The sequence below is a fragment of the Brevibacterium sp. GP-SGM9 genome (assembly GCF_047300845.1).
GTDB lineage: Bacteria > Actinomycetota > Actinomycetes > Actinomycetales > Brevibacteriaceae > Brevibacterium.
Genome location: NZ_CP178563.1, coordinates 159,757 through 182,353, shown reverse-complemented (window position 1 = coordinate 182,353; position 22,597 = coordinate 159,757). Strand labels below are relative to the sequence as shown.

Here is a 22,597-nt window from a genome sequence, read left to right as displayed (position 1 = left end):
GACCGATGTTGGTGCTACCCGAGGGCGGCCCAGCAACCTGGCGCCAGGTGGCTGGGCCGCCCTCGGGTAGCAGTGGGAAGTTCAGGCTCCGCCGAGGTGCTCGGCCAGGTAGGCCTCCACCTGGTCGAGGCTGACGCGCTCCTGGCTCATGTCATCACGTTTGCGGATGGTGACCGCGGAGTCCTCGAGGGAGTCGAAGTCGAAGGTGATGCACAGCGGGGTGCCGACCTCGTCCTGTCGGCGGTAACGACGACCGATCGCACCCGCGTCGTCGAAGTCGATGTTCCAGCGCTTGCGCAGCCGGGCGGCGAGCTCCTTGGCCTGCGGAGAGAGCTTCTCGTTCCGGCTCAGGGGCAGCACGGCGGCCTTGACCGGGGCCAGACGCGGATCGAGCTTGAGCACGATGCGCTTGTCCACTCCGCCCTTGGTATTCGGTGCCTCGTCCTCGGTGTAGGCGTCGATGAGGAAGGCCATCATCGACCGGGTGAGGCCGAAGGAGGGTTCGATGACGTACGGGGTGTAGCGGTCGCCGCTGGCCTGATCGAAGTACTGCAGCTTCGCCCCCGACACCTCGGTGTGGGTGCCCAGATCGTAGTCGGTGCGGTTGGCCACGCCCATCAGCTCGCCCCATTCGGAGCCCTGGAAGCCGAACCGGTATTCGACGTCGATGGTGCCCGAGGAGTAGTGGGCACGGTCGGCTTCGGGCACGTCGAGGCGGCGCACGTTGTCCTCGGAGATGCCGAGGTCGACGAACCAGTCCCAGCAGGCTTCGACCCACTGGCGGTAGTAGTCGTCGGCCTCGTCCGGGTGGACGAAGTACTCGATCTCCATCTGCTCGAACTCGCGCGTGCGGAAGATGAAGTTGCCCGGGGTGATCTCGTTGCGGAAGGCCTTGCCGATCTGGCCGATGCCGAACGGCGGCTTCTTCCGGGCTGCGGTAAGCACATTGTTGAAGTTGACGAAGATGCCCTGCGCGGTCTCCGGACGCAGGTAGTGCAGTCCGGATTCGGAGTCGACGGGGCCGAGGAAGGTCTTGACCAGACCGGAGAACTCCTGCGGTTCGGTCCACTGTCCGCGGGTGCCGCAGTCGGGGCAGACGATGTCGCCCATGCCGTTCTCAGGGGCCTTCTTGTTCTTCGCCTCATAGGCCTCGACGAGGTGGTCCTCGCGGTGGCGCTTGTGGCAGTTGAGGCATTCGACGAGCGGATCGACGAAAGTCTCGACGTGACCGGAAGCCTCCCACACCCGCTTGGGCAGGATGATCGAGGAGTCGAGGCCGACGACGTCCTCGCGGCCGCGGACGAAGTTCTGCCACCACTGGGCCTTGATGTTGTCCTTGAGTTCGACCCCCAACGGACCGTAGTCCCATGCCGACCTGGACCCGCCGTAGATCTCTCCGGCCTGGAAGACGAATCCTCTGCGCTTGGCCAACGCGATGACGGCATCCAACTTGGACTGTGCCACGATGTTCTCTCCTTGGGGTAGTTCGCCGACGGCCGGCTGCCGTGGCTCGCACGACAAGCCTATCGGTTATCCGCACCCGGACGGGACCTCGCCGCTGTTGTCGGGAGGCGACGGAACTCACACCTTCCCCGAGGGCCCGGAACCACCTCGGCGCGAGTCGAGCATGTAGAATCGAATCACACCCAAACCTTTCTCCGTAATGACGGTTTACAGCGTCTGTCCAAGTCAGAACTTGGATCTCTACGGTTTCGGCCCGGATTGCTCACGATGATTGCACAAGCGGCCGCAGGGTAGATCGCCACTACAGTCATCTGCGATCAAGTGTGTGCCGACGTGAGAGAGAAAACTCATGACCGATGTGTCCACGACCGACGAACCGACCACACCGAAATTCTCCGAGCTGAACCTGCACCCGCTCGTCCTCAAGGCCGTCGAGGCTCAGGGCTACGAGACCCCGACGCCGATCCAGGCGGCGACCATCCCGGCACTGACCGATGGCCGCGACGTCATCGGCCTGGCCCAGACCGGTACCGGCAAGACCGCAGCGTTCGCGCTGCCGGCCCTGTCCCACCTCGCCGAGGCGGGTCGTGCCAACGACGGCCCCTTCGCCCTCGTGCTCACCCCGACCCGTGAGCTCGCGATCCAGGTCGCCGAGGCGTTCACCTCCTATGCGACGAACCTCGACGACTTCTCCGTCCTCCCCATCTACGGCGGACAGTCCTACGGCCCGCAGCTGGCCGGACTCAAGCGCGGAGCCCAGGTCGTCGTCGGTACCCCCGGTCGCGTCATCGACCACCTCAAGAAGGGCTCCCTCAAGCTCGGCAGCCTCCAGCACCTCATCCTCGATGAGGCCGACGAGATGCTCAAGATGGGCTTCGCCGAGGACATCGAGGAGATCTTCAGCCAGTCCGGCGATTCGCGTCAGGTGGCGCTCTTCTCCGCGACCATGCCGACCTCGATCCACCGCCTGACCGGCAAGTACCTCAACAATCCCGAAGAGGTCCGCGTCGCATCGAAGTCGCAGACCGGCGCGAACATCCGCCAGCGCTACTTCATGGTCCAGCACTCCCACAAGCTCGACGCCCTGACCCGCATCCTCGAAGTCGAGGAGTACGAGGGCATCATCATGTTCGTGCGCACCAAGCAGGCGACCGAAGAGCTGGCGGAGAAGCTGCGTGCTCGCGGGTTCAAGGCCTCGGCGATCAACGGCGACATCCCCCAGCAGGCCCGTGAGCGCACGATCGACATGCTCCGCGAAGGCAAGATCGACATCCTCGTCGCCACCGATGTCGCCGCCCGCGGCCTCGACGTCGAGCGCATCTCACTGGTCGTCAACTACGACATTCCGCACGACACCGAGTCCTACGTCCACCGCATCGGCCGGACCGGCCGCGCCGGACGCTCGGGCGAGGCGATTCTCTTCGTCACCCCGCGCGAGCAGCGTCTGCTCGGCTCCATCGAGCGGGCGACGAAGCAGAAGGTCGAACCGCTGACCATGCCCAGCGTCGAACAGCTGACGAACACCCGTGTGGAGAAGTTCACCAAGCGCATCGACGATGTGCTCGCCACGACCGATCTGACCGAGCTCTCCGCGGTCATCGAAGGCTACGAGCTCTCCCGCGACGTTCCTGCAGCGACCGTCGCCGCGGCCCTGGCTTCGCTGGTCCTCGAGTCGAACTCCCTCAAGGCCGAACCGATGCCCGAGCCTGCTCGCGGCAAGCCGGTACGCGACCGCGACGGCGGACGTGATGGCGGCCGCAAGGAGCGCGGACCTCGTCAGCGCGATGAGAACATGACCACCTACCGTCTGGCCGTGGGACGCAATGAGCGCCTGCAGCCCGGTGCCGTCGTCGGTGCCATCGCGAACGAGGGCGGAATCACCTCGAAGCAGATCGGCCATATCGACATCCGGTCGAACCACACCCTGGTCGATCTGCCCAAGGACCTCGATCCCTCCGTGCTGCGCAAGCTCTCACACACCGAGATCCAGGGTCGGCCCATCGACATCCGTCCGGATTCGGGTCGTCCGGGTCGTCCGTTCAAGAAGCGCAACTTCGACAAGCAGCCCGGTGATGACCGCAACTTCCGCGGTGATCGCCGAGGCGGCAAGAAGTTCGGCGGCGGACGCGGCGGCAGCGACCGTCCCCGCGACCGCTACTGAGTCCCACGCAGGACTCCCCTCGGGCCTGAACTTGAGCTCGGGTTCCGGTCTGAGGACCGCTCCCTGAGCTTTGGTTCCGGCACGAGATCAACGGCCCCGCAGCATCGCGCTGCGAGGCCGTTGCTGTGCCAGGTTTCTTTCGGCATGCCGGGGTTACCGTGTAGCCATGCCGGGGTTGCTGTTGCCGTGTGTTGGGGCCGTCGCCGTGTGTTGCTGCCGCCGTGTGTTGCTGCCGCTGTGTGTTGGGGCCGTCGCTGTGTATCGGGGCCGTTGTCGTCGGCGGCGAGCCGATCGCTCAGGCGGTGGGGGTGTCCACGGCACCGCCGAAGCGGCGGTCGCGGCGGGCGTACTCCTCGATGGCCGCCCACAGGGTGCGGCGGTCGACATCGGGCCAGAGCACGTCCTGGAAGACCATCTCCGCATAGGCCGACTGCCAGAGCAGGAAGTTCGAGGTCCGCTGCTCCCCCGATGACCGCAGGAACAGGTCGACGTCGGGGACTTCGGGTGCGTAGAGACGCGATCGCACGGTCTTCTCGCTCACTTTGCCGGGCTTGAGCCGGCCCGCAGCCACCTCGGCGGTGATCTCATTGATCGCGTCGATGATCTCTGACCGGCCCCCGTAGTTGACGCAGAACTGGAGGACCAGGCCGGTGTTGTGCTTGGTCATCTCGGCTGCGGTCTCGAGTTCGGAGATGACCGACCGCCACAGTCTGCCGGGGCGTCCTGCCCACACGATGCGGACTCCGAGTTCGTTGAGCTCATCGCGGCGGCGCCGGATGACGTCGCGGTTGAACCCCATGAGGAAGCGCACCTCTTCGGGTGAGCGCTTCCAGTTCTCGGTGGAGAACGCATAGGCGGAGAGGTAGTCGACGCCGATCTCGATGGCCCCGTGGATGACATCGAGCAGTGAGGCCTCGCCGGCCTTGTGCCCCTCGGTGCGCGGCAGTCCCCGCTGATTCGCCCAGCGGCCGTTGCCGTCCATGACGATGGCCACATGATCGGGCACGAACTTCTTGTCGATGCGCGGTGCCCGGGCTCCGCTGGGGTGTGCCGGTGGTGCGGGGTAGCTCATGTGCTCTCCAGGACTCTCAACGATCGGATGTTGCGCTCGAGGTGCCACGACACCCAGTCGGAGACGAGCTTGGAGCCGTCCATCTGGTCGTGCAGGTCGGTGGCTTCCGCGCTCTCCCAGTCACCTGAGAGCAGAGCGGCCATGTGTTCGAGAGCATCGGTGTCGGGCAGTGCCGCACCCGAGGGACGGCAGTTCGTGCAGACAGCTCCGCCGAGGGATGCCGAGAAGGCGCGGTGCGGACCGGGCCGACCGCACTGGGCACAGTCGAGCAGACTCGGCGCCCACCCGGCCACGGACATCGCCCGCAGCAGATACGCGTCGAGGGACAGCCTCGGCGGGTGTTCGCCTTTGCACAGGGAACGGATCGCGGAGACGAGGAGGAGGAAATGGGTCCGAGTGTGGGTCTCGACTTCGGTGATGCGGGCGGCGGTCTCGGCCATCACCGAGGCGGCCGAATAGGCATCGTAATCTGCTCCGAGTCCGGCGGCGAAGGGTTCGACGAGTTCGACCTGGGTGACGATGTCGAGGCTGCGGCCGACGTGGCACTGCAGGTCGACGAGCATGAAGGGTTCGAGGCGGGAGCCGAATCGTGACTTCGTGCGGCGGATGCCCTTCGCGACGGCGCGGATGAGACCGTGGCTGCGGGTGAGCACGGTGACGATGCGGTCGGCCTCGCCGAGCTTGTGCCCCTGGAGCACGATGCCTTCATCACGGTAGTTGTGCACCCGGCCATTATCGCAGAGTGCCGTGTGGATTCGACGGTGCCGCACGCGCTCACCCGTGTGAGATTGCCCCACACGCGAACTGACCTCGCCGTGCTCGCCCGGTTCCCGGGGGCGCACAGCGAGGTCAGCGAGCAACGTCAGCGAGCGTCGGTCAGCGAGACTGGATCAGCGGTCGGGGTCCCGATCGCGGGCGGCGCGGTTGACCGCGGAGATCACGGCCTTGAGCGAGGCTTTCGTGATGTTCGGGTGCAGGCCCGCTCCCCACACCACGCGGTCTTCGACGGCGAGTTCGACATAGGCCGCGGCCATCGTGTCGGCACCTGAGCCGATCGCGTGCTCGGTGTAGTCCTGGAGTCGGATGTCGACGTCGAAGTTCTCGACGAGGATCTTCACCAGCGCATCGATCGGTCCCTTGCCGTGGCCTTCGTAGCTGCGCTCCTGACCGTCGACGATGAGATCGACCTCGACGCGTTCGGCCGAGCCGGAGTCATCGACCGTGCCCGAATCGGTGCGCAGGCCCACGATCTGGAACCGGCCCCAGGTGTTGTCCTCATCATCGCTGGGCAGGTACTCGTAGTTGAAGATCTTGCGGATCTCCTCGGCGTTGACCTCGCCCCCGCCCTCGGTGTGCATCTGCACGGCACGGGAGAATTCGACCTGCATCCGACGCGGCAAATCGAGACCGTACTCGCTCTTGAGCAGGTAGGTGACACCGCCCTTGCCCGACTGGGAGTTCACACGGATGATCGCCTCGTAGGAACGGCCCAGGTCCTTCGGGTCGACCGGCAGGTAGGGCATGTCCCATTCCATCAGGTCAACGGGCGTGCCCTGGGCGTTCGCCTTCTTCTCCCGATCGGCGAAGGCCTTGTTGATCGCGTCCTGGTGCGAACCGGAGAACGAGGTGAAGACGAGGTCGCCGCCGTAGGGGTGGCGTTCGTGGACACCGATCTGGTTGCATTCGGTCACGGTGTGGATGACTTCGTCGATGTCGGAGAAGTCGAGTTCGGGGTCGACGCCCTGGGTGTAGAGGTTGAGTGCCACGGTGACCAGGTCGAGGTTGCCGGTGCGTTCACCGTTGCCGAACAGGCAGCCTTCGATCCGGTCGGCGCCGGCCATGATGCCCAGCTCCGCGGCGGCGACACCGGTGCCCCGGTCGTTGTGCGGGTGCAGGGACACGGCCACCTCGTCGCGGTAGGGCATGTTCCGGCAGAACCATTCGATCTGGTCAGCGTAGGTGTTCGGGGTGCCCCGCTCCACGGTGGCGGGCAGGTTGACCACGGTCTCGCGACCGGAGGCCGGCTGCCACATGTCGAGGACGGAGCCGACGATGTCGAGGGCGAACTCGGGTTCGGTGTCGACGAAGATCTCCGGTGAGTACTGGTAGCCGAAGTCGGCGTCGCCGAGCAGCGACTCGGCATGCTTCATCACTGCCTGGGTGCCGCGGGTGGCGATCTCGCGGGTCTGATCGAAGCCGTCGCCGTCGAAGCCGAAGACGACCTTGCGGAAGACCGGCGCGGTCGCGTTGTAGAGGTGCACGGTGGGCATCTTGGCCCCGACGAGGGATTCGACGGTGCGTTCGATGAGGTCCTCGCGGGCCTGGGTGAGCACGGAGATCCTGACATCGTCGGGGATCGCGTCCTGTTCGATGATCTCGCGGACGAAGTCGAAGTCGACCTGGCTGGCGGCGGGGAATCCGACCTCGATCTCTTTGAAGCCGAGCTTGACGAGGAGGTCGAACATCTTGCGTTTGCGGTCCGGAGTCATCGGGTCGATGAGCGCCTGGTTGCCGTCGCGCAGATCCGTGCTCAGCCAGCGGGGGGCCTTGCGGATGAGCTGATCGGGCCAGGTGCGGTCGCGCATATCGAGGGCGATGCGATCCTGGAAGGACTTGTACTTATCGAACGGCATCGGGGACGGCTTCTGCAGTTTCATTGTTCCTCAATCTCTATGTTCGTACGCTTTCACAGCATAGAAGACTCCGCGACGAGTGTGCTGTCCGATCAGGACTCGTCGCGGCAAGGAAGGAGAAGCAACCTGTGAGCCACGTGTTCACCGTAGACCCGTTGGCGTCGCCTCTCGACCTTCTGTCCACATCCTAAGATCACCGAGGCGGCCCGACCGTCCGGAGCGACCCCACAGTCAGGCCCGCGCCGAGGCGGTTCGCCCCGGGTGCCGACGCTCACTCCAGGAAGTCGACCGAGGCTCGGCGGACGGTGAATCCGATTCCGGAGTCATCGGATTTGCAGGTCATTCCCTCCTCGGTGGAGGTGCAGGTCATGCCCTGTGCGGTGATCGATTCGCCGTAGCCGAGGACTCGTGCGGGTCCGTTCGACGCCGGAGCGTCGACGCAGGAGAAGCCGGCTCCTTCGTTGTTCGCGACGACGATGGCGCCCCATTCGTCGAGCTGACAGTCATCGGGCTTCTCCGGCGGGCTGTAGTCGTAGTCCTTGATCACGCAGCGCGCGCGTTCGGCGTCGATGGTGCAGGCGATGTTGCCCGAGGGCGATGCGAAGGTCTCCTCGGCCACGGGTGCCTCGGAGCTCTCGGTCGGATCGCTGCTCGGTTCGGAGCCGAGTCCGCCGCTGGGTTCCTGGCTCGGAGCGCTGCTGGTGGTCTCGTCATTTCCCTGTACCGAATCCCAAGCGATGTAGCCGACGATGCCCACGGCCAGAATCAAGGCGATGGCGGCGAGCACCCACAGCCAGGCGGGCACCTTCTTCGTCTCCGGTTCCCGTCGGTAGGGACCACTCGGACCGCCGGGGCCACCGTGGCCGCCCGGCCCGTAGGGTCCTCCGGGACCGCCCGGTCCTCCGGGTCCGCCCGGTCCACCGGGGCCAACGGGTCCGACCGGCTGTCCGGGACCGGCACCCGCATAGGCGGCGTACGTTCCACCGTCGGGATGTCCGCTGCCCGGGTAGGCTCCGGCAGGCGGGCCTCCGACCGGGGGTTGGCTGCCTCCGGGATGGGAATAGCTTCCCTGGCGGTCGGCAGCGCCGACCGACCCGTAGACCGGGGGTCCCGACTGCGGGCCGTTGGAATGCGGCTGCCCGGACTGCGGCCGCCCGGACTGGGGCTGCCCCGCATGCGCAGCGGGATCGTCCACGTGGCCGGGCGCACCGAAGTCGGATCCCCAGGGTGCTGGCTGCGGGTTCCACTGTTTGGGCGCCGAGGCGGATTCCGCCTCGGCGAGGTCTTCGGAACTGGCCTTGCGCGGCTTTCCGCCGGAGTCGACCGGGCCCGCCTCCTCGGCGGCACCGTATCCGCCGGCGGCGGCGAGCTGCCGGAGTTCCTCGAGGCTGAGAACCTCGGTGGCTTCGGCTCCGTCGGAGGCGACCATCGATCGCAGTCGTTCCAGCTCCTCGGAGCTGAGTGCTTGGGTCGATCCATCCGCTGTCGCCGATTTGTCCTGGCCGATGAACAACTGCGTTGTGATCGAATCCGGAGACTCCTCGGCCGGTTTCCGACGCCCGGGGCGCGGAGGATGGTTCGGCACGGGTGGAATGCTCATGGGGTCATTTTCGCACAGTCAATACCGTGAGGTTCTCAAGGTTCGTGAGATGATGGCCTCATGCTCAGTGGAGGAACCAAGCGTGCGAGGAGCCTTGCTCTCGCCGTCCTCGCTCTTCCCCTCACTCTGACTCTGACCTCGTGCGCGACCAGCGCCGGAAGCTCCGATGAGGACTCCTCGGGACTCCACGCCACCTCGGTCGCCGGGCCGGCGCAGCAGTCGAGCTACGGTGATTTCGCTGCTCCCGCGCAGAGCGTTCCGGCCACGGGCAATGCTGAGAACGCCGAGGATGCCGGGAGTTCCGCATCCACCGGACCGGCCCATTCGGTATCCGTTCCCGGGCTCGGCTCCGAATTCTCGGCGCAGATCCCGGAGGAGACGTCCCAGGTCATCGTCACCAGCTCCCCCGATGCGAAGTCGGATTCCGGGACCCTGAGCTTCTACGAGTTCACCGACGAGAAGTGGAAGAAGCTCAAGACCTTCGATACCCACAACGGCAGCAACGGCTGGCTGGCCGATCGCCGCGAGGGCGACAAGACCACACCGATCGGTGTCTTCACCCTCAGCGATGCCGGCGGGTACAAGGCCGATCCGGGCACCAAGCTGCCGTACACGCAGGATGACCGGCTGCCGTCCTCGGCGAATGTCGCCTATGGTGCCGATTACGAATCGGTCTTCGACTACATCATCGCCATCGACTACAACCGCGCGACCGGCAAGGCACCGACCGATAAGACTCGGCCGATGGGCTGGGACAAAGGCGGCGGCATCTGGCTCCACCTCGACCACGACTCGGGCACCAACGGCTGCGTGACGCTCAAGGAGAAGGATCTCAAGTGGATCCTTGAGAACATCGATCCCGAGGCCCATCCGCGCATCGCCATGGGTCCCGAGGCCGAGCTGAAGAAGTAGGTCCGGCCAAGTGCGTCCCCTCATCATCTCGCTCGTGCAGTCGATCAACGGCTCCTATGCGCAGGACGGATGGTCGACGGGGGTGTCCACGGATGCTGATTTCGCGTACTTCCGATCCCTGCGCCGAGGTGCGAGTGCGATCATCGTCGACCGTCGCACGGCGCTCAATCCGCAGCTGCCCGTCATCAATGCTGCCGGCAAGGCGCTCGAGCACACCCCGGTGCACGTGCTCACCGAATCCGATGCGACGTCGCTGCAGCGCGAGCTTACCGAGCTCGGGCTCGACTACCGTGCCCAGCAGTTCACCCCCGCCACCGTCGCCGAGGTGCTCGCCGAGATCGCGACGGCCCCGTCCCCCGCATCAAGGCAGGCGAATTCTGTGGGCAGTGGGACCGATGTCGATGAGGATGCACTGCTGTGCGAGTCGGGTCCGAATCTCGCCTTCCGCCTCCTCGACGCCTATCCCGCCGCCGAGCTGCATCTGAGCCTCAGCCCCCGCTACATCCGGAGTTCCGCCAGCCACTTCTCTCGGCTCGAGACCGAGATCGACCTCCGCGTCGTCGACGTGCGCACCGTCGACGATCAGGTCTTCATCCGCTACGTGAAGGCCTGAACTGCTACGTGAAGGCCTGAGCGAGAGCCGACCCGCTCAGGACGATCTCGGTGACGAGGCCGAAACTCAGCGATGCCGCCTACTCGGGTGAGATCTCGGTGCTCAGCTCGGCGTCACTTGGGCTGCTGAGGATTCGGGCAGCGGCCGTGGCCACCTCGGTGATGCCGATCGTCTCGACTCCCCCGGACAGGTCGTTGCGGTCGTCGCCGTCGATGGGGGCCATGACCCGCAGTTCGCGGAAGTCGACGGTGTCCGTCTCCGCCTCGGCGACCCGCAGCAGCATGTTCTGGGCGGCGCCGAAGACGCTGATCGCCCCCGATCCGACGCAGGCCTCGACGCTGGCGACCCCGTTGAGAGCGAGGTGGATGATCTGTGTGCTGCCCGCCTCGGACAGCAGCTTCGACACCGCGCACGCGGCGAAGTGCCCACGCAGGTACGAACCGTAGTCCGAATCGAAGGACTCGATCCCCCGCTCGAGCATGGGCTCGTCGACGTACCAACCGCCGACCGCGGCGATCACCGCGTCGACGGCGGGACCGGACTGAGCCCGAACCGCCTCGGCGGCCCCTTCCGGATCTTCGACCCAGTCGGGCAGGACGATCAGCTCATAGGGCACCGCACCGTCCGGCTGCGAGCGCACGATCCCGCTGATGAGGTGACCGCCGAGCTGCTCGCCGCCGAGGTGCTTCGCCAATGCGGTGCCCACGTGCCCGGAAGCACCGAAGATGAGGATGTGCATGCCTCCGAGTCTAGGGCCCATGAGTCGAAATGACCCATGGGCCCTGATCCCGGTCCCCGACTTCGTCGCGAAGACGACTAGCCCGCGTAGACCTTGACCCCTTCGCCCTTCTTGTACGTCATGTACCCGTGTTCGAAGTTCTGGCGGGTCTTGCCCTTGGAGGCGAACTCGCCGCTCGTCGGCAGTCCCAGACTGCTGCGCTCCCAGCCCAGGCTCTTCCATTTGGTGAGCATGCCGTGGCTGAGTGGCTGCCCCTTGGTCTTCGAGGACCAGGTGATCATCCCCGAGGCGAAGTTCTGGTAGGCGGCGTTGTCGCGGTACTTGAACTTCTTCTCGTCGCTCTTTGGGAATCCCAGAACGCCCTTCTCATACTTCACGGCCTTGTACGCGGTGCGGATCCCGCCTTTGTTCAGGTGTGCCCCGGTCGGTGAGGACCAGTAGACGGTCCCCTTCGCGAAGTGCTGATAGGCGCCGTTGGGATTCTTCAGCGCCTTCTCGGTGCCACGGGCTTCCCCGGTCGACTTTGAGTTCGCTCGGAAATACGTGCCGATGGCTCCCTTGACGGGATAGCCTCCGACCTTCGACTGCATCGACTTCGCCCCGGACCGGATCGACCCGAGCTTGCCGTAGAACGCGGTGCCCGGGCACTCCGTGTAGCTCGTGTCCCGGTGCCCGGAGACGACGTTGAGACTGACCTTCTTCCCTTCGGGGTACCGGCTCGTCGCTCCCCCGCCCGAAGTCAGGGTCATCTTCCCCGTCGGGTTGAAGGAGTACTGGTTGGCCTTCCACGCCACGAGGCGTTTGACCGAGTTCTGGGCGGCGGTTGCCGGGGCCGATCCTGTGAAGGTGCCCATCACGCTGATGCCGAGAGTGTAGGAGTTGAACCCCGAGGCGTGGGCCCCGGTGATCGAGAGGTCGATGCTGCCGGCTCGTCCTTCGTAGATGGTGCCGTACTTGTCGACGAGGAAGTTGTAGCCGAGGTCGCACCAGCCGCGTTCCTTCGTGTGATAGGCGAGGTAGCCGCGGATGATGCCCGGAGCCTGCGCCTTCGTGTACGAGTTCGAACCCGCGGTGTGGTGGATGAAGATGCCCTTGGTCGTCGAGGTCTTGTCCGTCTCACAGCGGACGAGCTTCTCATCGGCGCCCCATTCCTTGCGGGTGACGATGTTCGCCCCCAGCTCTTGGTGGGCGACCTGCGCCGAGATGCCCGAGGAGGGCGCCGAGGCGGCCGATCCCGTCTTCTTCGCCAGCGCGGTGTCGGCGGTGGTCACCGGAGAGACCACGTTCGTGATCTCGAGGTCGGTGGTGTCCTTCTCGTCACCGGAGGTGCGCACCTCGGCGGCGGTGGCATCGAGGATCGGCACGGCCGCCGAATGGCCGTCGGCGGCGGCAGCGGGAATCTGTCCGGCCTCGGCCGAAGCCGGATCGGGTCCGCCCTCGTCATCGGCGGCCAGCTCTTCCCATTTCGACCATCCGGAGCCGTCCTTGTACCGGATCTCGATGCCGGGGTCATCGCCCTGCCAGCTCGCACCGAGGATGTTGACCTCGTCCGCATCGAGCGAGATGGCCTTGACCTGCGAGGGCTTCGCAGCGAAGGTCTTCGTCGTGGTGCCGTCGTTGCGCGAGACCTGCGGCGGCGCACCCGTCGAGGAGTCCGTGGAGTCCGAATCCTTGGAGTCGGCATCCTTCCCGTCCGACTGGGAGGGTTCGTCCCCGACAGGCTCGGAGGACTCCCCCGACTCAGACCCTGAGTCCTCGAGCCCGGGCTCAGACATGGGCTCGGACTCGGACGACTGGGAAGGCCCTGCTCCGAGTCCCGGGGAGTCCGTCTCGGTCGCGGCGAGCGCGGGGGCGGTCAGGCTCGTCGCTGCGAGGATTCCGGCGAAAGCCAGTGCGGACAGCTGTGTTCGTTTCATCGATTCCAGTTCCTTTGCGGTGTGCTCGACGCTGAGTCCGTGATCATCGATCGTCGAACCCGCTGTGCTGTCGCTCATACTATTGAGAATCCGTGCGTTCGTGAAGAGAACTCGCAGATCTTGTCCAGAGAATTCTCAACCCGGACACCGGGGGCCGGTCACCGGTCGTGAGCGATCCGAGCGATAGTGTGCTGGTACGACACGACTGACTCGAACCCGAAGGACCCATGGCCGATCACAGCGAACTCACCCGGCTGGAACGCTTCCTCGATCGCTTCGCCAACCGGTACCTCGGTCGGGTTCCCGCAGGAGTCCAGGAGTTCCTCGCCTTCGGCATCAAACAGGCCTGGGCCTGCCTGTTCGGGGCGCTCATGCTCGCAGCCATCATCGCCACCGCCTGGTTCTACCCCGCTGATGCCGGGCTGGCCCGCAATGATCTCCTCGTCATCCTCGCCGTGATCATCCAGATCGGCATGCTCGCGCTGCGTCTGGAGACCGGGCGCGAGGTGATCGTCATCATCGTCTTCCACATCGTCGGCACCGGGATGGAGCTGTTCAAGACCGCGGTCGGTTCGTGGAACTACGCACCCGGGGGCGTCCTGCACATCGGCGAGGTCCCCCTGTTCACGGGGTTCATGTATGCGGCCGTGGGGTCCTATCTCGTCCGCGTCTACCGACTCTTCGACCTCAGGTTCACCCGTTACCCGCCGAGGTGGCTCACCGTCATCATCGCCGCCGCCATCTACCTCAACTTCTTCACTCACCACTTCGTCCTCGACGCCCGCTACGTCCTCGTGGCGGCAGTGGGCATCGTCTTCTTCCGCTGTCGCATGCATTTCCACGTCCACCGGCGCACCCTGCGGATGCCGGTGCTGCTGGCCTTCGTCCTCGTGGCCTTCTTCATCTGGATCGCGGAGAACATCGGGACGGCGACGGGCGCCTGGCTGTATCCGAGCCAGACCGAGAGCTGGCACCTGGTGCCGCTGACGAAGCTCGTGGCCTGGTTCCTGCTGATGATGATCTCAGTCGTCCTCGTCACCCTCGTCTATCCGCCCAAACGCCCCATCGACGCCGACGCCTCCTGATACTGTGAACTCACATACCTGCACGGTCGAAGGAGACTCATGGCGGCGTCGGATTCCCGGGCATCGAGCCCCCTCGTGGAGGCGGTCCGCCCGCCGAACGGCAGCCACCTCTCCGTCAGCACGAAGGTCCTCCTCCGCATCCTCGCCGCCATCCTGGCGCTCCTGCTCATCCTCACCCTGATCGGCGTCTTCATCGTCCGTCGGTCCTTCCCGACCACCGAGGGCGAACTCTCCCTGCCCGGTCTCGACGCCGAGGTGACCGTGACCAGAGATGCCTCCGGCATTCCCACCATCGAAGCCGAGACCGCACACGATCTGTTCCTCGCCCAAGGCTTCGTCCACGCTCAGGACCGGTTCTGGGAGATGGACTTCCGCCGCCATGTCACCTCCGGTCGGCTCTCCGAGCTCTTCGGTCAATCTCAGTTCGGCACCGACACCTTCATCCGCACCCTGGGGTGGAGACACGTCGCCGAACAGGAGGTCGCCGACTTCGACCCGACCACACGCGAGTACTACGAAGCCTATGCCGCGGGGGTCAACGCCTACATCGACGACCGTTCGCCCACCGAGCTGTCCCTCGAGTACGGGGTCCTCGGCCTGCAGACCGGTGGGATCGAGATCGAGGAGTGGACCCCGACCGACAGCGTGACCTGGCTCAAGGCCATGGCCTGGGATCTGCGTTCGAACATCGAGGACGAGATCGACCGGACCATCGTCGGCGCCGGCCTGTCCGAGGAGCACTTGGCTGACATCTTCCCCGACTACCCCTACGACTCCCGGCCGACGATCGTCGACGGCACCCCCGGCGGCCCAGCCGCCGACGGCCCGACTGCCGGTGATGGCGCGCCTGCCGACGTCCCGGCTGCCGGCGACAATCAGCCCACCGATGACGCCCGGGCAGGGGGCGAGATCACCTCAGCCCCCACCTCGGCGAGCGCCGAAGAATCCACCCACACCCCCACCGAGGTGTCCGAGGGCACTCCCACCGACCTCGTCGAACTCCGACGGACTCTGCAGTCCCTGCCCGCCCTGCTGGGCACGAACAGCCACGACATCGGGTCGAACTCCTGGGTCGTCTCCGGTGAGCACACCGAAAGCGGGGCACCGCTGCTGGCCAACGACCCGCACCTGTCCCCCGCCATGCCCTCCGTGTGGCAGCAGATCGGCCTGCGATGTGCCCAGGTCAGCGCCGAATGCCCATTCGACGTCACGGGATTCTCCTTCTCGGGACTGCCCGGCGTCGTCATCGGACACAACCAGTCGATCGCCTGGGGGCTGACGAACCTCGGCCCCGATGTCGCCGACCTCGTGGTCGAGAAGATCCGCGATGCCGAGGTGATCCGCGACTCCGGCAGCGAACCGGTGCAGGTGCGCAAGGAGACGGTGAAGATCGCGAAGGACGAACCCCGGGAGATCACGATCCGCTCCACCAGCCACGGTCCCCTCGTCTCCTCACTCGACGGCCCCTACCGGAAGGTCCTCGACGCCTCCACCGGGGCGAACACGGAGAACACCCAGTCCGGTCCCGCCGAGGAGCACTACCGGCTCGCCCTCGAATGGACGGCACTGGAACCGGGGTCGACGGCCACCGCGATCTTCGCCATCAACCGGGCCACGACCTGGCAGGAGTTCCGCCAGGCGGCCTCACTCTTCGACGTGCCCGCGCAGAACCTCGTCTACGCCGATGTGAAGGGCAACATCGGCTACCAGGCGCCCGGAAAGATCCCCCGCCGAGGTGAGGGCGACGGAATGCTTCCGAGGCAGGGGTGGAAGTCCGCCCAGGACTGGCGGGGCTACCTCGACTTCGCGGACCTGCCGAGCCTGTACAACCCCGACCGGGGATGGATCGTCACGGCCAACAATCCCGTCACCCGTCCCGGTGAGTCGGTGCAGCTGAGCAACGACTTCGACGACGGCGACCGCGCGGCCAGGATCACCGAGCTGCTCGAAGACGCGATCGCAGACGGCGATGTCGGCAGCGCGGACATGGCCGCCATCCAAGGGGATGACCAGAACCCCCTGGCACCCCACCTGCTGCCGCTGCTGCTCGAGATGGAGTCCGGCAAGGACACCGACATCACCGCCGCGCAGGAGCTGCTGGCCGACTGGGACGGACACGATGACGCCGACAGCGCCGCCGCGGCCTACTTCAATGTGCTCGCCAAGACCATCCTCGACCAGGTCTTCGCCCCCAAGCTGCCCAAGGGCGCGCCTCCCTCGGGTGGGTCCCACTGGTACCTCGTCATCGAGAACCAGCTCAAACAGCCTGATTCGCAGTGGTGGGACGACGGGCAGGTCCGGGGTCGGGACGATGCGCTGCGTCGGGCCATGCGCACGGCATGGAAGCGGACCCAGGATCTGCTCGGCACCGAGCCCGTGACCTGGCGGTGGGGAACCCTGCACGAGCTGACTATCCGCAACGCCAGCCTCGGCGAATCCGGGGTCACGGCCGTGGAGAAGCTGTTCAACCGGGGACCCTATGAGGTCTCCGGTGGGTCCGGGGTCGTCAACGCCACGGGGTGGGACGCCTCGGTGGGTTTCGAGACGAACTGGGTGCCGTCGATGCGTCAGATCATCGACCTTAGCGATTTCGACTCCTCCCGGTGGATCAACCTCACCGGGGCCTCGGGGCATGCCTTCCACCCGCACTATGCCGATCAAACCGAGGACTGGGCGGCCAACCGGACTCGGCCCTGGCCCTATACGCGGGAGGCCGTGACCGAGGCGGCCGAGGGCACCCTGGTGTTGCGGCCCTGAGCCATCGGGCCGTCCTGTTCGCTGAGCGCCGTGGCCCGGCTCAGGGCTTCAGGAGACTCAGGGTTTCGGGAGGATCTTCGCCTCGAGGAAGTTCGCCACATCGTCTTCCCAGCGGACCGGGTCGATGTTCCATTCCTTGGTGTGCCGGGACTTCTCGTAGACGGGCATCGTTACGAGATCGCGGCGCACCGAGGCCAGGGCGTGGGAGGGTGCGGAGGGCACGAATTCGTCGTCATCGGAGTGGATGAGCAGCACCGGTACGTCGAGTTCGGCGGCGCGGGTCACCCAGTCCATCCGACCGAGGTCGAGCGGAGTCTGCAGCCCGGTGATGGGACGGGCCCAGGGCTGGGTGATCATCTCCAGGGTCAGCTTCGCGATCGGAGTCGGCAGCATGTTCTTCCGCGCCTGGCCGTCGAGGACATTGACCCAGTCGACGACGGGACCGTCGAGGACGAGGGCGGTGACGAAGCGGCGATTGCGGCCCCGGGAGGCCGCCTGTAGGGCGATCGCTCCGCCCATCGACCAGCCGAAGAGGACGACGCGGCGGGCGCCGTTGGCCACGGCATAGTCGATCGCGGCATCGACGTCGATCCATTCGGTGTCGCCGAGGCCGTAGCGGGATGTCGTCTCCACGCGCACCTCGGCGTCGTTGCGGTAGGACATCGCGATCGCCGGGACCCCGAGCGTGTTGAGCACGGGGGCGGCGCGCAGGCCTTCGGCGCGGGTGCTCGCGCGGCCGTGGACGAGGATCGCCCAGGTGTCCTTGGGCTCCGGATCGTCGGTGGGCAGCAGCCACGCGGGCAGCCGACCGGCATCGGATTCGATCTCGATGTCCTCGTACTTCACGCCTGCGGCCAGCGGTTCGGGGTAGACGACGCCCGTCCAGCGTCCCTGCCAGGCGCGTCGGATGTCGCCGCGGGTGACCGAGAGGATCTCTCGTGAGACGGTCCGCGACCGTGGATCGTATTCGACGATGTCGCCGATCACGGCATGCCCGGAGCCCTGATTGAAGTAGAGGCCGTAGGTGCCTGGCACGGTGGTCTCTTCATCGGCGGGGAGATGGATGCGCATATTCGGCGGGAAGCCGTCGATGTGCAGGATGTCCAACTCCTCCGGAGCGTTCTCCGGCACAACGATTCTGCGTGCGAAATAGGCTGCCAGTCCCGAGGACGCCACCGAGATCACGGCACCGATCCCGGCACCGACACCCACGGACAGCGCCAACAGACGAGTCGGGAATTTCGTGTCGCGGACCATGAAAACCTCCTGCTCTCATTGTTCACCACGGAATGAGAAGTCTCCAAACGCTGTTGTGCAGGTCAGAGACCGAATGCGCGTCCGCCGAGGCGGGTGATCGGATATCCCGCACCCCGCGTCAGACCGCAGTGGGACAATAGAGCAGATGACAACGGACCACGGCATCCGCCGAGACGACCGCAACCACGAAGAAGCACCGGAGGCCACAATGACCCACACGCCGAACTCCGAGACCGACACCGCACCCGAGGAGATCCGCTGGCAGGACGTGCTCAGCCCCGAGGAGTTCTCGGTGCTGCGCCAAGGCGGAACCGAACGCCCCTTCACCGGCGAATACGTCGACACGACCACCGTCGGCATGTACCAGTGCCGTGCCTGCGGGGCCGACCTGTTCCCCTCGGACACGAAGTTCTCCTCACACTGCGGATGGCCTTCGTTCTACGCGCCCTTGGCCGAGGACCGAGTGCGCTACATCCGCGACACCTCCATGGGCATGGAGCGCGTCGAGGTCAGGTGCGCCAACTGCGATTCGCACATGGGTCACCTGTTCGAGGGCGAGGGATACAACACGCCCACCGACCTGCGCTACTGCATCAACTCGATCTCGCTCAAGCTCAACGACGGTGAGGGCGGTGCCGACTCCACCGGCCGCAGCGACTCCGCCGAGGGCGAGGAGTGAGCCCGGCACCTGAACTCATCGTCCGCACCTTCGACGAGCTCAGTCGCGAAGAGCTCTACGGGATCCTGCAGCTGCGTTCCCAGGTCTTCGTCGTCGAACAGAACTGCGTCTTTCTCGATCAGGACGGGACCGACACCCTGACCGGGACCCTGCATGCCTTCTTCCCCGGTGAGTCGCGGACCATGCAGGACACCCACGGCTCCGAGGTGGGGCGCAGCCTCATGCCCCGTTCCTATGCTCGTGTGCTGCCGCCCGGCTTCCCTGACGGTCCGGCCTCCGAACCGGGAGCGCGCAGCATCGGCCGGGTCGTCACCGATCCGTCCGCACGCGGGCAGGGCTGGAGCGGACGGCTCATCGCCGGACTGGTCGAGGCCTACGGTGCCGAGCCGCTCACGCTCAACGCCCAGAGCCACCTCGAGGGCTTCTACTCCCGATTCGGGTTCGCCCCGAACGGCCCGCGCTTCATGGAAGACGGCATCGAGCACACGCCGATGTCCCGGCCCGCCGACTGAGCGTCAACCGACGAAGCATCAGGACGCCGACTGCGCCTCATCACTGCCCTGCGCCTCCGAGGCGTCGACGGCGGCGATGAGACGCGTCATCGTCGCATGCAGCTCGCGCAGGCCCTGCTCGTCGATGTCGAGCTTGGCCATCATCCGACCGGGGATCGATTCGGCGGTCGTGCGCAATTCGCGTCCGGTTCCGGTCAGCGAGACCTCGACGATGCGTTCGTCCTCGCTGCTGCGGGTGCGTTCGACATAGCCGAGCGTGGCGAGCCTCTTGACCAGGGGTGAGACCGTTGCGGCCTCGAGGCGGAGCATGTCCGCGATCCTGCGCATCGGCAGTGTTCCGTGCTGCCACAGGGCGAGCATCACCAGGTACTGCGGATGCGTGAGGCTGATCGGCTCGAGCACCTCACGATAGGCCCCGATCACGCTGCGCGAGGCTACGGCCAGCGCAAAGCAGATCTGACTCTCCAATGCCAAGGGGTCATGCGGGGCCGCCGCTTCCGGTGTCGACATGGATACCTCGTCTTCGGTCGGAACCGGGCCCTCGCGGCCATCGATGATGTGAGCGAGAGAACCCGGATCATTTACTTAGTGCACTAACGATTAGTGTACAATCAAACTATCCCGTTCGCATCGATCATCCCGCCGCGCGGCCCGAGAATTGGAGTGGATGCCCATGTCAGATCACCACGACCCGCAACGCGGCGTCGCCTGGCTCAATCGCTTCTTCCGCAGGATCGTCGGGCCTGCTCAGGTCGACAACTCGCGCCCCGGAGGCTACTTCGAAGACGAGAACCTGCGCCACCAGCAGCTCGAGGCGATGGGCCTGGAGATGCGCACCGATGCCAACGGCCACTCCTACGTGGTGAAGAAGAACTCCGACTGACTCGGTGCGATCGCGCGTGACACCGTCGCTCGGCGCGATCTCAAGTGGCGCCGCTGCCAGGCGCGGACATGAGACCGACGAAATGAGCTCGGGCCCCCAGCAGGCGATGTGCCTGCGCGGGGCCCGAGCTTTCTCAGCAGTGTCGGAGACTCAGCGCCAGTCGGTGATGATGTCGACGAGTTCGCGGCGGGGTCCGGTGTAGAACGGGATCTCCTCGCGCACATGCAGACGCGCCTCGGTGTTGCGCAGGTCGCGCATGAGGTCGACGATGCGATGGAGCTCCTGGGCCTCGAAGGCGAGCAGCCACTCGTAGTCGCCGAGGGCGAAGGACGCGATGGTGTTGGCCTTGACGTCCTTGTACCCGGCGGCCGCCATGCCGTGATCGCGCAGCATCTTCGACCGTTCCGCCGGATCGAGGAGGTACCAGTCGTAGGAGCGGACAAACGGGTAGACGCAGATGTAATCGCCCGGCTCATCATCGGTGAGCAGCGCCGGCAGGTGGGCCTTGTTGAATTCGGCGGGACGGTGGAGGCCGACCACGGACCACACGGGTTCGAGGATGCCGCCGAGCAGGCTGCGGCGCACCGCGGAGTAGGCCGCCTGCACGAGTTCGATGCTCGGTGCGTGGTACCAGAACATCACATCGGCATCGGCGCGCAGGGCCGAGACGTCGTAGATTCCGCGCACCACGAGCCCCTGCTCCTTGAGCGGGGCGAGTGCCGAATGGACCTCATCGGCGAGTTCGGCGCGGTCGGCATCGCCGAGCTCACCGGCCGAGGCGAAGACCGAGTAGGCGATGTAGCGGGTCTCGGAATTGGCCTTTTCGATCTGCTCGTCGCTGGGGTGGGAGTATTCGCTCATTCCTGCTCCTTCTCTGTTCTCTGGATTCGTTGTCGGACTGGTCATTCATGCGTCTGCCGCGGCCAGGCGTGCGGCGACCGCCTCGGCGCGGGAGATGCAGGCGGGGATGCCGACGCCGTCGAAGGCGGATCCGGCGAGTTCGAGGCCGTCGATGGCGGCGATGTCGGCGTCGATGTTCCCGATGAGCTCAGCGTGCCCGGGCAGGTACTGTGGCAGGGCCTGATCCCAGCGTTGGACCTCGGCGGCCAGGAGTCGGTCACCGGTGCGGCCGGTGATCGACTGCCAGTCGGCGAAGGCACGTTCGATGAGTTCGGCATCGTCGAGGGATCTCCATCCGTCGGGTCCGTCGCCGCGACGGCCGATGCTCATCCGCATCAGTGCGGTGCCCGCGGGAATGTGGCTGCGCAGCCAGGGCCATTTGTTCGACACGAAGGTCGAGGCCTTGATCAGAGTGTCCTCGGTCGGAGGGACGAGGAATCCGGAGCCGGTGAAGGGTTCGGAACCGAGTTCGATCAGGGCCGGCACCAACGCGGTGGCGGCGTAGGGCACTTGGCCCAGCAGTGCCGCGGACCGGGGAGCCTCCTCGACGAGGAGATCCTTTGTCACATGGGCGGGGGTGGCGAGGACGAGGCGATCGGATTCGATGGTCGATTCCGCGGTCTCGACGAACCAGCGTCCGCTCTCTCCCCGCACCGAGGTGACTCCGGCGTCGAGGCGGATGGTCCCGCCGGCCGCACGGATCCGGTCCGCGAGGGCGGGAATGAGTCGATTGATCCCGCCGACGAGGCTCATGAACACCGGTTCGGCTCCGGTGCCGGTCGGACGTGCGGTGGCCTGCTCATCGCGGGCGGCCAGCAGCCGGGAGACGAGGTCGAGCACGGAGGTGCCTTCGCGTGCCGCCGGGAGCAGGGCGGGCACGGTCGCGGCCAGGGACAGTTCCCGGCAGCGGCCCGCGTAGACCCCGCCGAGGAGCGGGTCGACGAGGGTGTCGACGAGATCCGGGCCGAGGCGTTCGCTGAGGAAATCTCCGAGCGAGGTGTCCGCACCCTCGATCGGTTCGGTGATGACCTCGTGGGCGAGACGCTTCGCGGCGTCGGGCCCGATGAGCTCGGCCACCTCGGCGGCCTCGGCGGGCACTCCCATCACGGTGCGTTTGGGAATGGGGTGCAGGCGGCCTCCGGTGAACACCTGTGAGGAGTGTTCGGCCGAGGGGAATTCGACGTCGAGGCCGAGTTCGGCGGCGAGTTCCTTCGCCTCCGGGCGCCGGAACAGGCTGGCCTCGGCACCCGTGTCGAGTCCGATCGGGATCGCACCTGACAGCGTGGACTGCTGCAGGCACCCGCCGAGGCGGGACCCGGATTCGAGGACGGTGACCCGGTGGTCAGCGGCCAGCCGAAAGGCGGCGACGAGGCCGGAGATCCCTCCCCCGACGATCGTGATCTCGCTCATCGGC

Annotated in this window: 19 protein-coding genes; 8 read left to right on the top strand and 11 right to left on the bottom strand. The window is 66.2% G+C overall.

The window, feature by feature from the left end; translation table 11 throughout:
* Positions 1-81 precede the first annotated feature (81 nt).
* A complete protein-coding gene (locus ACH82I_RS00740) occupies positions 82-1,467 on the bottom strand; it encodes a glycine--tRNA ligase (protein ID WP_413336788.1) in 1,386 nt (461 codons plus the stop codon).
* Positions 1,468-1,813: 346 nt separating this feature from the next.
* On the opposite strand from ACH82I_RS00740, the gene ACH82I_RS00735 reads away from it, so the two are divergent.
* Positions 1,814-3,625, top strand: coding sequence for a DEAD/DEAH box helicase (locus ACH82I_RS00735; RefSeq protein ID WP_413334835.1), 1,812 nt, complete (start codon positions 1,814-1,816; stop codon positions 3,623-3,625).
* Positions 3,626-3,920: 295 nt separating this feature from the next.
* Here ACH82I_RS00735 and ACH82I_RS00730 read toward each other — a convergent pair whose 3' ends face one another.
* The 4 genes from ACH82I_RS00730 to ACH82I_RS00715 all read right to left on the bottom strand — a co-directional run bounded on the left by ACH82I_RS00730 (position 3,921) and on the right by ACH82I_RS00715 (position 8,930).
* The gene (locus tag ACH82I_RS00730) at positions 3,921-4,697 is read right to left on the bottom strand and encodes an isoprenyl transferase (RefSeq protein WP_413334833.1); all 777 of its coding nucleotides are present in this window, start codon (positions 4,695-4,697) and stop codon (positions 3,921-3,923) included.
* Positions 4,694-5,422, bottom strand: coding sequence for a DNA repair protein RecO (gene recO, locus ACH82I_RS00725; protein WP_413334831.1), 729 nt, complete (start codon positions 5,420-5,422; stop codon positions 4,694-4,696). Before recO ends, ACH82I_RS00730 begins: the two co-directional genes overlap by 4 nt.
* Positions 5,423-5,587: 165 nt before the next feature.
* Positions 5,588-7,354 (bottom strand): 2-isopropylmalate synthase, encoded by a 1,767-nt coding sequence (gene leuA, locus ACH82I_RS00720; protein ID WP_413334829.1) that lies wholly within the window; start codon positions 7,352-7,354, stop codon positions 5,588-5,590.
* 247 nt (positions 7,355-7,601) lie between these two features.
* Complete coding sequence (locus tag ACH82I_RS00715) at positions 7,602-8,930, bottom strand: DUF6636 domain-containing protein (RefSeq protein WP_413334827.1); 1,329 nt, start codon at positions 8,928-8,930, stop codon at positions 7,602-7,604.
* Between the two features lie 60 nt (positions 8,931-8,990).
* Between ACH82I_RS00715 and ACH82I_RS00710 the strand changes: the two genes are divergently transcribed.
* Together ACH82I_RS00710 and ACH82I_RS00705 are read left to right on the top strand one after the other, a co-directional pair.
* Positions 8,991-9,842, top strand: a complete 852-nt coding sequence (locus ACH82I_RS00710; protein WP_230744227.1) for a L,D-transpeptidase family protein — start codon at positions 8,991-8,993, stop codon at positions 9,840-9,842.
* 10 nt (positions 9,843-9,852) lie between these two features.
* A complete protein-coding gene (locus ACH82I_RS00705; RefSeq protein WP_413334825.1) occupies positions 9,853-10,455 on the top strand; it encodes a hypothetical protein in 603 nt (200 codons plus the stop codon).
* A gap of 79 nt (positions 10,456-10,534) precedes the next feature.
* Here ACH82I_RS00705 and ACH82I_RS00700 read toward each other — a convergent pair whose 3' ends face one another.
* Positions 10,535-11,194 carry an NAD(P)-dependent oxidoreductase gene (locus tag ACH82I_RS00700; RefSeq protein ID WP_413334824.1) on the bottom strand — a complete coding sequence of 220 codons (660 nt, stop codon included), beginning with the start codon at positions 11,192-11,194 and terminating at the stop codon, positions 10,535-10,537.
* A 77-nt stretch (positions 11,195-11,271) separates the two neighbouring features.
* Positions 11,272-13,188 (bottom strand): N-acetylmuramoyl-L-alanine amidase, encoded by a 1,917-nt coding sequence (locus ACH82I_RS00695; RefSeq protein WP_413334823.1) that lies wholly within the window; start codon positions 13,186-13,188, stop codon positions 11,272-11,274.
* Positions 13,189-13,337: 149 nt separating this feature from the next.
* On the opposite strand from ACH82I_RS00695, the gene ACH82I_RS00690 reads away from it, so the two are divergent.
* The gene (locus tag ACH82I_RS00690) at positions 13,338-14,195 is read left to right on the top strand and encodes a DUF817 domain-containing protein (RefSeq protein ID WP_413334821.1); all 858 of its coding nucleotides are present in this window, start codon (positions 13,338-13,340) and stop codon (positions 14,193-14,195) included.
* 39 nt (positions 14,196-14,234) lie between these two features.
* The gene (locus ACH82I_RS00685) at positions 14,235-16,952 is read left to right on the top strand and encodes a penicillin acylase family protein (protein WP_413334819.1); all 2,718 of its coding nucleotides are present in this window, start codon (positions 14,235-14,237) and stop codon (positions 16,950-16,952) included.
* A 57-nt stretch (positions 16,953-17,009) separates the two neighbouring features.
* Here the strand turns inward: ACH82I_RS00685 and ACH82I_RS00680 are convergent, their stop codons facing one another.
* Positions 17,010-18,209 (bottom strand): alpha/beta hydrolase family protein, encoded by a 1,200-nt coding sequence (locus ACH82I_RS00680; RefSeq protein ID WP_230744233.1) that lies wholly within the window; start codon positions 18,207-18,209, stop codon positions 17,010-17,012.
* A 208-nt stretch (positions 18,210-18,417) separates the two neighbouring features.
* Here ACH82I_RS00680 and msrB point away from each other — a divergent pair, with 208 nt between their 5' ends.
* Together msrB and ACH82I_RS00670 are read left to right on the top strand one after the other, a co-directional pair.
* Positions 18,418-18,888: a peptide-methionine (R)-S-oxide reductase MsrB gene (gene msrB, locus ACH82I_RS00675; RefSeq protein ID WP_413336787.1), complete on the top strand. Its 471-nt coding sequence runs from the start codon at positions 18,418-18,420 to the stop codon at positions 18,886-18,888.
* Complete coding sequence (locus ACH82I_RS00670) at positions 18,885-19,400, top strand: GNAT family N-acetyltransferase (protein WP_413334817.1); 516 nt, start codon at positions 18,885-18,887, stop codon at positions 19,398-19,400. Before msrB ends, ACH82I_RS00670 begins: the two co-directional genes overlap by 4 nt.
* A gap of 18 nt (positions 19,401-19,418) precedes the next feature.
* Here the strand turns inward: ACH82I_RS00670 and ACH82I_RS00665 are convergent, their stop codons facing one another.
* Positions 19,419-19,910 carry a MarR family winged helix-turn-helix transcriptional regulator gene (locus ACH82I_RS00665; protein ID WP_413334815.1) on the bottom strand — a complete coding sequence of 164 codons (492 nt, stop codon included), beginning with the start codon at positions 19,908-19,910 and terminating at the stop codon, positions 19,419-19,421.
* 163 nt (positions 19,911-20,073) lie between these two features.
* On the opposite strand from ACH82I_RS00665, the gene ACH82I_RS00660 reads away from it, so the two are divergent.
* On the top strand, positions 20,074-20,283 hold the full coding sequence (locus ACH82I_RS00660; RefSeq protein WP_230744236.1) for a hypothetical protein: 210 nt from the start codon (positions 20,074-20,076) through the stop codon (positions 20,281-20,283).
* A 150-nt stretch (positions 20,284-20,433) separates the two neighbouring features.
* On the opposite strand, the gene hemQ is transcribed toward ACH82I_RS00660, so the two are convergent.
* Positions 20,434-21,144 (bottom strand): hydrogen peroxide-dependent heme synthase, encoded by a 711-nt coding sequence (gene hemQ, locus ACH82I_RS00655; protein WP_413334812.1) that lies wholly within the window; start codon positions 21,142-21,144, stop codon positions 20,434-20,436.
* Between the two features lie 45 nt (positions 21,145-21,189).
* Complete coding sequence (hemG, locus tag ACH82I_RS00650; protein WP_413334810.1) at positions 21,190-22,593, bottom strand: protoporphyrinogen oxidase; 1,404 nt, start codon at positions 22,591-22,593, stop codon at positions 21,190-21,192.
* Positions 22,594-22,597 lie beyond the last annotated feature (4 nt).